Annotated in this window: 3 protein-coding genes; 1 reads left to right on the top strand and 2 read right to left on the bottom strand. The window is 72.5% G+C overall.

Annotated features, from left to right (window positions below):
• Positions 1-116 precede the first annotated feature (116 nt).
• Both ACWD01_RS36275 and ACWD01_RS36270 read right to left on the bottom strand, forming a co-directional pair.
• Positions 117-653, bottom strand: coding sequence for an SMI1/KNR4 family protein (locus ACWD01_RS36275; protein WP_451168109.1), 537 nt, complete (start codon positions 651-653; stop codon positions 117-119).
• A 33-nt stretch (positions 654-686) separates the two neighbouring features.
• Positions 687-9,923 (bottom strand): DNRLRE domain-containing protein, encoded by a 9,237-nt coding sequence (locus tag ACWD01_RS36270; RefSeq protein ID WP_451168107.1) that lies wholly within the window; start codon positions 9,921-9,923, stop codon positions 687-689.
• Between the two features lie 430 nt (positions 9,924-10,353).
• Between ACWD01_RS36270 and ACWD01_RS36265 the strand changes: the two genes are divergently transcribed.
• On the top strand, positions 10,354-11,910 hold the full coding sequence (locus tag ACWD01_RS36265) for an FG-GAP repeat protein (protein ID WP_451168105.1): 1,557 nt from the start codon (positions 10,354-10,356) through the stop codon (positions 11,908-11,910).
• Positions 11,911-12,190 lie beyond the last annotated feature (280 nt).

The raw sequence follows: 12,190 nt of genomic DNA, 5'->3' as shown, positions 1-12,190 counted from the left end.
GCTCTCCCTGCTCCTGGCCGTCTCGGGCCGACGCGCGGCACTGGACGACCTGAGCGGGCCGGGGGTGGGCGAGCTGAGGTCGACACGGCCGTAGGACGCCCCGCGCCGTAGCCGCGTCAGGAGCGGCGGGTGAAGTACGGCGGGTCGATCACGCCGGCCGTCCCGAAGTCCTCGAACGACTCGTCGGCGAGCAGCCGGTAGGTGAGCTCACTCATGGACATGTCGTAGCGCCGCCACTCACCCGCCTCCGGGTGGAGCAGAACCGGCCAGGTCTCTGGCGCCGCCGACGGATCGGCGAGCCAGGCGAACATCTCGCCCTGCTGGCTCACGCCCCACTGGAGGATGCCGCCGCCCTGCCCGCCCGGCCGGTGGATGCCGTACGGCAGGTAGCCGTCCAGGACCACCGGGTGCTGCTCGGCCATGCGCAGGTTCGCCTCCTGCGAGTCGGCCAGCTCCGAGTCCGCGCCGCCCACCGAGGCGTGGACAGTGAGGTAGTCGCAGAACTCGCCGGGCCCGAAGGCCTCGCAGAACTCCTTGTAGTCGGCGGGCAGCGCGATCCCGATGCGGGACTCGATCGCCGCCCACTCGACGCCGGGGGCGGAGTCGAGTGGGCGTCCGCCGACCGCCTCCGCGAGCCGGTCGACCCATGACATGAGCGGTCTCCTCTGTGACGGAACGTTGATCGCCTACGACGGCACATTGTCGAGGCGCACACCGCCGGCTCCGCCGACGCTGCCGACCCACCGAAGGTCCAGATGGTCCGGTATGGGACTGTTTCCCTCGTAATGCGCGGTGACCTGATAGTAGATGGTCTCCCCGGTCTGGACCCGCTTCTCCAGGGCGCTCTCGTAGCCGCTCATCAGCGGGGTGTTCACCTTGGCGTAGAGCGGGACCAGGTTACGCAGGTCCTCGCCGTCGCCGCCGAGCGAGCGGGCCAGCAGGTGGCCCCGGTGGAGGGTACCGCCGCCGTAGTAGCCGGTGGGGATGTGCTCCCGGTTGACGGGGAACTCCGTGGCCGTGCCGACGATCCTCGTCTCGTTGCTGTCGAGGACCCAGTCGGACTGCACCCCCTTCTCGGAGTCCACGTAGTTGTAGTCGCCCTTGTTGAGGCAGGCGACCACGCCCTGGGCCCGGCCGAGGCTGTCCAGCGGCATGTAGTGCACCGCGGTGTTGCCCTTGCGGCAGTTCTCGCGGCGTACCGGGGATCCCTTGGCCGGCTGGAACTCGTAGTCCTCGGCCGTCGTCAGCCAGCGCGACTTGCTGTAGTCGGCCGCGAGGTCCGGGTCGTCAGGGACGTAACGGGCCGGGGCGACGAGTTCCTCGAGGGACTCCGTCAGCGAGTCGTCGACGAACCGGTCGTGTTCGGAATCCGTCGTGGCCGTGGCCGCCGGGCGGGCGTGCTCCTCCGTCAGGACCGCGGCGATGATCTCCCGCCACGGCGGCGGCGGGGGCGGTGGGGGCGGGCCGAGCGGGATGGTCGTGACGCCGCCCCAGGTGCCGCCGCCACCGCCACCGGTGCCGGACCATCCCCAGCCGCCGCCACCGCCACCACCGGCGGCGGCGCGGAGGCGGATCGCCTCACGGGCGGCGTTGCTCGCGGCCGCGTCCTGGGCCGCGCGGATCTGGGCCCGCCAGGCCGCGTCCGCCTGCGCCTCGGCCTGGCGGCGCAGGGAGGAGGCGAGGTCCGTGCCGTAGCCGGTCCAGCCGAGCGAGTAGTTCTGGTGGGAGGACGACTTCGGCTTCGAGCTGTCCCTGGTTCCCTCGTAGATGAGGATGCCGATGCCGGTGACCAGGCCGAGCGCGCCACCGATTCCCGCGCCGACCGGGCCGCCGGGCGACCCGATGGCCGCACCGGCGCACGCGGGCGCGGTGACCGGGGTGGCGCACACCACGAAGTGGCCGCTCGGGTCCGTGTTCAGCAGCGGGCTGCCGTTGCCGTACGCGTAGCGGTTGGCCTGGACGGACGGGACCGGGTTCAGGGTCCAGCTGTCGCGGGAGGAGAAGCCGCCGGTCTCCGGGTCGTACCAGCGGGCGTGCATGTTGACCTGGCCCGTGGACGGGTCGGTGTACTCGCCCTGGTAGCCCAGCGGACCCGGCGTGCCCGTCCTGGCCGTGACCTTGCCGAACGGGGAGTACGACGACGAGGCGTTCAGCGTGCCCGTCTCCGGGGAGAACGTTCCCGTCACGTCGCCGTGCTGGTCCGACAGAAGCGCCGTGCCACCCGTGCCGTCGGATGCCGCCGTCGACAGGGGGAGGCCCTGCGGGTCGCGGAAGACCAGCTTGCCGCCCGCGGCCACCGGGTTGTTCGACTGGTCCGCGTAGGTGAGGGCGTCCGTGCCCTGCTTCACCAGGCGGCCCAGGGCGTCGTAGGCGTACGCGACGCCGTCCGCCGTGGTCATCCTGCCGTGCGCGTCGAACGCCGCCGTCGTGGAGGTGCCGTCCGTGTGGCTGCTGCCCGTGCGGGTGCCGCGCGGTGAGTAGCTGTACGTGACACCGCCGGCCGTCAGCAGGCGGTTGCGCTCGTCGTAGGTGGCCGTGGTCATGCCCGAGGCCGTGCGGTTGCCCGACGCGTCCCACTGGTACGCCGTCGTGGTGCCGTCCTGCGCGGTCCAGCTCGTCAGGCGGCCCGACCGGTCGTAGCCGTACGTCTGCTCGCCCGCGCCCGCCGTGCCCGTGGTGGTCTTGGCGGTCAGTCGGGAGGCGGCGTCGTAGGTGTAGGCCGTGGACGCCGTGGTCGTCGTACCGTCCGAGGACTTCAGGGTGTCCGTCGTCAGCCGGTCCAGAGGGTCGTACGCCAGGTGGCGTGACGCGCCCGCCGTGCCGTGGGTGACGGAGGACAGCCGGGACGCCGTGTCGTACGCGTACGTGCGCGTCGCGCCCGTCAGCGGGTCGGCCGCCGTCTTCAGCCGGCCGGCGGAGTCGTAGCCGAAGCTCGCGGCGCCCGCCGCGTCGGTCCGCCCGGCCGGGCGCCCCTCCTCGTCGTACCGGAACGTCGCCGTGCCGGACGGGCCGGAGGCGCTGACCAGGTTGCCCCGGTCGTCGTACCCGTACGTATTGGTCCCGCCCGGGGCGGCGGCGGACGTGAGGCGGCCCGCCAGGTCGTAGCCGTAGGTGTCGGCCGTGGTGGGCGCCTCTGCACCGGAGCCGGTGACCTCGGTGATCCGGCCCAGGGCGTCGAAGGTGCGCTCCTGGGTCACCCCGCCCGGCTTGAGCTCGCGTACCGGGCGGTCGGCGATGTCGTAGACCGTGGTCCAGGTGCGGTCGGCCGTGGCCGGGTGGGCCGTGGTGGCCGGTTCGACGATGGACTCGGGCAGGCCGTGGCTGGTGTAGGTGGTCCAGGTGGTGTTGCCCCGGCCGTCGGTGAGGCGGGTGCGGTTGCCCTCCGCGTCGTAGCCGAACGTCGTGGTGGTGGACGTGGTGGCGTCGACCGGTTCCACGAGGCGCGTCAAGCGGCCCATGGCGTCGAACGTCTGCTCGACGGTGTGGCCGAGTTCGTCGGTGACGGCGACCGGGTTGCCGTCGGCGTCGTACGTCGAGCCCCGGGTGCGCAGGACCGTGCCCGCCGCGTCCTCGTCACGGACCGAGGTGGGCCTGCCCGCGAGGTCGTGGACCGTGCGGGTCGTGCGGGCCTGGGGGCCGGTGAACGAGGTCGGCAGGCCGGTGGGTCCGTAGGTGTAGGTGCTCTTCTCGCCGGCCGTGCCCGTGACCGTCGTCGGCTGGCCCGCCGCGTTATGGACGGTCGAGGTGGTGATGCCGGTCGGGCTCGTCGTGGAGACGAGGTTGCCGGCGTCGTCGTACGCGAACGTTGTGGTGAAGGCCCCGGGGCCGGGGGTGCGCTCGACGGTGGTGGCGGTGATCCGCCGTCCGAGGTCGTCGTAGGTGGCCTCGGTGCGGGCGCCGGTCGGGCCGGTGGCCGACAGCCGTTCGCCGAGCAGGTCGTAGGTGAAGGTGGACACCGGTGCCGCAGAGGTCGCCGTCGGGGCCGGTGCGGTGACCTTGGTGAGGTTGCCGAGCTGGTCGTAGGCGTAGCGGGTGACGCCGCCGAGTGGGTCGGTCTCGCTCTCCAGGTTGCCCGCCGCGTCGTAGGTGCGGGTGACCTTCGCGGTGAGCGGGGTGGTGGAGCCCGGCGGGGTGTAGTCGGGCAGCGTGGTGCCGACCGGCCGGCCGAGCGCGTCGTACGTGGTGCGCGCGATGTGTCCGTTCGGGCTCTGCGCGGCGGTGACCTCGCCGAAGGCGTTGTAGCCGACCCGGGTGGTCGGGCGGGTGGTGGCCGTGCCGCTCTGCTCGCTCTCGACCGTGACGGCCGGGGCGCGGGTCTCGACGAGGCGCCCGAGGACGTCGTACGTGTGCTCGGTCGTGTACGCGGCCGGGTCGGCTCCGGTGGCGTTGCCGCGCGGGGCCGTCTCGGCGACGACGAGTCCGCGGTCGTCGACCTGCCGGGTGGTGACGAGGTCGTCGGTGCCGTTCTCGACGGTCTGCCGGGTGACGACGCCGGTGACGTGCCGCTGGTAGGTGATCTGTTCGGTGCGGGTGCCGCCCGTGCCGGTGCGGGTCGCGCCGATGACGGCTCCGGCGGCGTCGTAGGTGTAGGTGGTGCGGCGGGCGAGACCGGTGGGGTCGAGGACCTCGGCGGTGACCCGGCCCGCTGCGTCGACCTCGTAGGTCGTGGTGACCGAGCCGTTTCCGGCGGTCTGCCGGACGAGGTGGCCGGCGGCGTCGTACGTGCGGTCGCCGAGGACCAGGTCGCGGGTGGTGCCGTCGGGGTTGTGGAAGCCGGTCAGGATCTCCTTGGCGGGCAGCCCGTCGTCGTAGTAGGTGTGCCGGGTGGTGCGGCCCATGGCGTCGGTGTGCTCGGCGAGACGGCCCGCCGGGTCGTACGCGTAGGAGTCCAGCACCACGTCGGTGGCAGGGCTCGGGCTGTTGGGGTCGCCCGTCCAGCCGGCCAGGGTGACGGTCGCGAGGTCGCCCAGCGGGGTGTACGTGTACCGGAAGGTGTGGCCGCCGGGCAGGGTGCGGGTGGTCTGGTGGCCGTAGGCGTCGTAGGTGTGGCTCTCGGTGCGCTGGGCCGGGTCCGTGACCGTGGCCGGGCGGCCGTGGGTGTCCCAGGTGCGTGTGGTGGTGCGCGTGGGGTCGTCGCCCGCGATGTCGTCGACGGACTCGGTGAGGAGGAGGCCGTCGGCGTCGTACGTGTAGGTGGTGCGGGCCCGGTGGGTGGTCTCGTCGACGTGGTCGGTGACGGCCGGTCCGGTGACCCGGACGGGGCGGGACTCGCCGTCGTAGCCGGTCGTCGTGGTCACGCCGGTGGGCTGGGCGTCGGAGATCCGCGTGACGGAGGTCTGCCGGCCCAGCGCGTCGTAGGTGTACTCGGTGACGAGTCCGGCCGGGTCGGTGAGGCGTGCGAGGTCGCCGGCGGCGGTGTAGGCGCGGGTGGTGACGCCGCCCTTGGTGTCGGTGGTGGTGGCGAGGAGCCCGGCGGGGACGGTGCCGCCGCCGACGGCGGCCTCGGTGCCGGCGGTGAAGGTGTGGGTGACCGAACGTCCCTCCGCGAAGTCCGGGGTCGCCGGGGTCGTGGTGGAGACCTTGTCACCCGCGGTGCTGTAGCTGTGGCTGGTGAGGTACGTGGTGTCGGTGGCGCTCGCCGAGCGGGCGTCGCGCTCCTCGATCAGCTGGTCGTTGCGCGGGTCGAGCGGATCGGCCGCGTTGAGGTAGTAGGCGTAGTACGCGGTGTGGCAGCTCGCCGGGTCGGCGCTGTCGCGGCAGGTGGTGCGGGAGGTCTGGTTGCCGCGCGCGTCGTGGCCGAGGCGGGTGACCGTGCCGTCGGGGCCGGTGGTGGTGGCGAGGAAGCCGCCGGTGTCGTAGCCGAAGGTCGCGGTGTGGCCGGACGCGTCGGTCTGCTCGATCAGGCGGTTGCCCTGGAGCGGGTCGTACCGGTACGTGGACGTTCGCTGGTCGGGGTCGGTCACCGTGACGGTGAGGGAGTTCTCACCGGCGACGGCGCCCTGGTCGTCGGTGGCCGGCCGGTCCTCGGTGCCGGTGAGCGTGTGCGGCGACAGCGTGTAGGTGCCGCCGTTGGCGTCGGTGTACGAGGAGACCCGGTCGCGCACGGTGTCGTACTGGACCTGGGAGTGGATCCGGCCGCTGGGCAGGGTGACCGAGGTCAGCTGCTGCGCGGTGGCGCCGGAGGCGTACTGCTCGGCGATGGTGCGCGCGCCGAGCGGGCGGGCATACACGGCGGCCTCGTCGATGTCACCGGCGAAGTGGCCGATGCTGCCGGTGGTGGCGGGCCAGTTGCTCCAGTAGCCGGCGCCGAGGTAGACGAAGCGCTGGTCGTACTGGGTGATGTCGCCGGCCGCCGTGCCGACAGCGGCACCGTCCAGGTAGAGGCTCTGGGTGTTGCCCGCGGCGGTCAGCGCGACATGGTGCCAGGCGCCGTCGTTGACCGGCTGTGCCGTGGTGATGGGGGCGGCGGAGCCGTTCCAGAACTCGCCGCGCAGCTTTCCGTCGGTGCCGATGTAGAGGGCGGGCGTGTACTTCTGGGCGGTGTTCTGTTCCAGCGTGTGGGTCTGGTAGCTGAACAGGACGCCGTTGCTCGTGGTGCGGAACCACAGGCCGACGGTGAGGTACGGGTTCTCCGAGACTAGTTGGTCGGGGAGCTGGACGGACGACGTGGTGCCGTCGAAGGTGGCGGCGGTGTCGGGGCTGCCGGCGAGGGCGCCGGGGGTCCCCAGCTGGACGTTCCGGTAGACGCCGGTGCGGTCGTCCGAGTCGAGGAGCAGGTCGCTGTGGGCGTCTCCGGAGCCGGCGGGCTCGTCGAGGCGCCAGTAGGAGTACGGTCCGGCGTCGCGGAGGACGGTGCGGTGGTGGGAGCCGTCGCCGTAGCCGTATCGGGTGCAGGCGCCGGCCGCGTCCTCGGGTCCGCAGACCTCGGTGAGCCGGTCACCGCTGTAGGTGTACGTCCAGGTCAGCGGCTCGGTGGTGGCGTCGGGCGCGTCGGTGGTGACGGTGCGGACGTGGCCGCCCGCCCAGGTGAGGTGCAGGGCACGGCCGCCGGTCGAGGTGACGGTGGTCGGCTCGCCCGCCGTGTTGTACGCGACGGTCTGGGTGCGGCCGCGGAAGTCGGTGATCTCGGTGAGACGGCCCGCGGCGTCGAAGACGTACCCGGTCTGGTTCTTGTCGGTGAGGCGCCAGCCTCCGCCGGTGACGGCGGTCAGTGTGGCGAAGCTGCCGAAGGGCGGGGCGTATCCGCCGTCGGGGTTCTTGCCGAAGCGGACCTGCCGCCCGTCGGGGTGGGTCACCACGACATTGCCGGTGCCGTCGCCGTCGGGCTCGGCCCGCATGTCGTAGCGGGTGCTCCAGCCTGCGCCGAAGGCATTGTCGGAGCGCGGGTCACGGCTGTTGTAGGTGCGGGTCACGGTGAGCGCGGGGCCCGCCGTGGCGACCTGGGCGTCGGTGTCGGTGGTGGTGTAGTTGCCGATGTTGGGGTCGACCTCGCGGCCGGCGCCGTCGAGGCCCTGGCCGCCGAGGCGGGAGGTGATGGCGGGCTGCTCCACCGCGGTGGTGAAGGCGTAGTACGGGGAGAACGGGCCCTCGGTGGTGTTCTCGCGGGCCTTGACCCGCCACACGTACTGCCGGCCCCAGGCGAGCTTGGCGGCGGGCACGGTCCAGGTGCGCTCCTCCGCCCAGGCGGAGTCGACGCAGTTGACGGGCTGGCTGGTGGTGCCTTCGCAGACCTCGAACCAGTAGTCGAGGTCGGCGCCGGCCGGCCAGTTGTCGAGGCTCTCGGCGGCGACGAAGAGCGCGGGGGTCAGGCTGCCGACCTGGCCACCGGGGCGCGGGTAGATGTCACTGATGCGCGGGCCGACGTCCTGCGAGGTGACGGTGACCGTGGAGACGGGCACGCTCTCGCTGGAGAACCACTTCTGGTCGCGCAGCCGCTGCATATCGAAGTTGATCTTGTACTTGCCCGGTGGCAGCTGCGGTATACGGGCGTTGAGCGTGGCGGCGTCGTCGGGGGTGAGACGCTCGTTGAGGCGGGTGAAGGCGACCTGCTTCATCAGGGCGCCGGTGGTGTAGTCACGGACCCGGGCGCCGAGGCGCACCTCGTTCCAGCCGAGTGGCTCCCAGGTGAAGTCGCCGAGGTTCTTGACCGTGACGGTGACCTCACCGCCCTGGTGGCCGGTGAGCGGCTCGGTCTGCGAGCCGACGGTGTAGCGGGCGCCGTACGCGCTGTGGGTGACCGACATGTACGGCTCGTTGGCGGAGTTGGCGCTGCCGAAGCGCTTCCAGGGTCCGCTGGTGGAGAAGTCCGCCCACAGGGCGAGGCCGTGGTTGGCGGTGGTGCCCTCGACCCAGCCCTGGACCAGGTCGGTGCCCTTCTTGCCGAGGTCGATGACACGCCACTTGGAGCCGCCGCAGTTCTCGCCGTACGAGAAGGAGTCGGAGGCGATCAGGTTGTTGTAGCTCGGCGGGCGGTTGTTCCAGGTGACGGTGGTGGAGCTCCACGATCCTGTGACCTGGTGGACGGTCATCTTCTGCGCGGTGCAGCTGGACGACCAGACGTTGAACAGGCCCAGGTCCGCGTTGAGGATGTAACGATCCTTCAGCTGGCTGCTGACGTTGGTGAAGCGCAGATAGCTGATGGCCCGGCTGCCGCCGGCGTCGTAGCTGCCGATCTTCAGCTCGTCGTCGCCCGCGAAGTTGCTGTCCGGCCAGTCGTCCTGGACGAACGAGTCACCGTTGGTGTCGATCGAGGCCACGGTCGGGTCGACCCGTACCGGGTAGACCCGCTCGGGGGCGTCCAGCCAGGCCTCGTCGAGGAGGACCTTCAGCAGCGGGCGGCCGTCCGTGCCGCGGGCCAACTGGTAGGTGACGCCTCCGGACAGGGCGGGGCCGCCGGTCTTCGGGTCGTGGGCGGAGTCCTCCATCCAGCCCTTGGGAACGACGGCTCGTACGGTCCCCTTCGCGTCCTTCAGCAGGACGGCACCGTGCTTGTCGAGGGACGGGGTCAGCCCGTCGAGGATGAGCGGGAAGGTCCACTCCCGGGGCGCGTCGGGCGCGTTGAGGACGATGGTCTCCTTGACCGCGCCGTGCTCGGCCTGGAGGGTCACGTCGGCGTTCCGCCGGATGCCCGGGTAGCGGGCGGTGTCGCCGCTGACCCGTGCCATGGTCGCGGCGGCGCCGTCCACCCCGAAGCCGACGCGGTGGCCGCCGCCGACGGCGAGGCTGGCAAGGGCCCGGTCGTCGCCGCGGGCGGCGAGGGTGAGGTCGGTGTCGTCGCCGGCGGCGGTGAGGCGGTCCGTGCCGGGACCGCCCGTGCGGGCGGAGTCGGCGCCGGTGGTGGTCGGGCGCTTGGCGGCGCGGCCGGTCGGGACGAGGCTGGTGTCGATCTCCTGCCAGGCCCCGGAGGAGTCGCGGTAGTGCACCGGCTCGGTGTAGACGCGGGTGGTGCGGGTTCCGTCGGGGTTACGGAACTCCTTGGTGGTGGCGTTCCGTGCGCCACGGTCCTCGACGCTGCGCTTCGCGTCGAAGCCACCGCCGCGGGTGCCCCCGGGACGGGTGCCGTCGGGGGCGTCGCCCTTGACGAGCGTGGGCTTGGCCTGGGGCTCCACCGGGGTGAACCCCGGGCCGGGCTCGTGCAGGGGCAGAGCACCCTTGGCCGCCTTGAGGTCGGCCGCACCCGCCTTGTTGGGGCCCGTGGCGTCGGTGCGCCCGGCCGGCACCTCGTGCTTCCGGTCCGCCGCCGTGCCGGTGCGCTGGCGGGGCGTGTCGCGGTCGGCCCACGGCGCCGGCCGGTCGGCGGCGTACGAGGCGGGCGTCGCGGCGGGCGGCGGCAGCAGCGTCGCGCACAGCGCCAGCAGCACGCTGCCGGACGTCAGGGCGGCGCCACGGCCCCAGGAACTGCGGAGACGAGAGCGGCTGGCCACGGAACTCCTTAAACCACAAGGCCGGTCACCCGCGAGGACGCGGGAACCGGCCGGTTGCTTGGAGCCGGATGCACGACCCGTGGGAGCCGGAACACCCAAGCGGCGTACACGTTAGAGGATCAGTTCCGGCCAAAGCCCTGCTCATGACAACGTCTCAATAACGAGATAGCGCTGCTGGACCCGGCACCGAACCGTCTACGCTCCATCAGTTTTCGGCCCATCTCCCCGCGCAGAGCGGCCTGTTGGACCCTTCCCCGGACCCGTTCCCGGCCCTCAGTGGACGTCCTCCACCGTGACCAAGTCGAGATTTGGACGTGGATAGCCTGCGGCCCGTTCAGGGATCAGGCACGGTCCGCGCTGCGGACGAACGAGTTCCGTAGTGCGGAAGGACGAGCTCCGCGCTGCGCGGACGGACGAGTGAGGGACAGCCATGGCCGAGAAGAAGCCACCCCCGCGTTGGTTCCGGAAGTGGCACGCCGCAGCGGCCGGACTGCTCCTCTGCGCGAGCGCCGTGACCGGCATCGTCCTGATTGCGGAGACGAGCGCCGCACTCCCGTACGACTTCAACGGCGACGGCAGGCCCGACCTGACCGTCGGCCTGCCCGGCAACGTGGTGGCGGGTGCCGCCCGCGCGGGCTCCGTGATCGTCGCCAACGGCACCTCGACCGGTCCGGCCTCCACCTCCGTACGCATCGACCAGGAGACCACCGGCGTGCCGGGCGCGGCCGAGGCCGAGGACCACTTCGGCCAGGCGCTGGCCAGCGCGGACTTCGACAAGGACGGCTACGCCGACCTCGCGGTGAGCGCCCCGCTGGAGGCCATCGGCACCACCCAGGGCGCCGGGATGGTCGCGGTGCACTACGGGTCGTCGAGCGGCATCCACGGGTCCCGCACCGACGGGTTCACCGAGGACACCGCGGGCATGCCGGGCGATCCGGGCTGGGACGAGATCTTCGGTTACGCGCTCGCGGCGGGCGACCTCAACGGCGACGGCTACGCCGACCTGGCCCTCGGCCAGCCCCTGGACCACGCGGGCGGCCAGGCCAACGCCGGTTCGCTGAGGGTGGTGTTCGGCTCGGCGAACGGGCTGACGGCCTCCTCCGCGGTGTGGATCGACCAGAACACCGCGAACGTGCCGGGCGTGCCGGAGGCCGAGGACCGCTTCGGCGAGCAGGTCGCCATCGGCGACATCAACGGCGACGGTGTGGGCGACCTGGTGGTCGCCACCGTCGGCGAGCAGATATCGGGCAGTTCGGACCGCGGCTCGGTCCATGTGCTGTACGGCCCCATCGGAAGCTCCCCGGCCGGATCGGGGTACGTCGACTCGGCCAACGTCGACGGCATCGGCGCGTTCGTGGGCAGTGCCCTCGCGGTGGGCCACTTCGACAGCGACCCGTACATGGACGTGGCCGTCGGCGCGTCCGACGAGACGGTCGGCGACCGGGGCGCGGCCGGCCGGCTGGCCGTCCTCCGCTCCTCCGCCGACGGGCTGTCGACGGAGCGGGTGCGGATCTTCGACCAGGACACGGCCGGGATATCCGGTGCCCCCGAGACCGAGGACTTCTTCGCCACCTCCCTGGCGGCCGGCGACTTCGACGGCGACGGGGTGGACGACCTCGTGGTGGGCATGAGCAGCGAGGCGATCGGCTCGGTCCAGGGAGCGGGCGCGGCACTGGTCCTGTTCGGCAACACCACCGGCGGCATCACGGCGACCGGCTCCCGCTGGATCGACCAGGACACGACCGGCGTGCCGGGGACGGTCGCCACGGCGGACCACTTCGGCTGGACGGTCGGCGCCCTCGACACGGACGGCGACGGGCGGGTCGAGCCGCTGATCGGCGCGCCGGGCAACGCGGCGGGCACCGTGACGGTGATGAAGGTCCGGCCGGGCACCGTGGAGTCGGCGACGGCGCTGGCAGAGGGCGACCTCGGCTGGCCGGCGGGCTCCGGCGGAGACGCGTTCGGCATCGCGCTGCCGAGCAGGTAGGCGCTGCCGGGCAAGGTAGGCAGCGGCTCGCCGCTGGTTGACGGGTCGATCCCCCACCCCCGACTCCTGCAGTGACCCGGCACCACACGCCGTCTCGGGGGGGCGGCTCACCCTGCGCACGCACTGTCGGCGTACGCCGCATCTGCCGTGGTCGCCGCCTGCGCCGAGTCGCTGCGGCACGAGGAGTCGATCGGCCTGATCGCGGCGGACTCCCGCGTCCCGGCGCTCGCGGCGGCCCTCACGTCGGCGGGCCTGCCGTACCTGGCCCCCGGCGAGGAGA

This window comes from Streptomyces sp. NPDC002835, from assembly GCF_053591995.1.
Note: the sequence above shows the minus strand (reverse complement) of the source record. Positions and strands in the feature narration are given on the sequence as shown.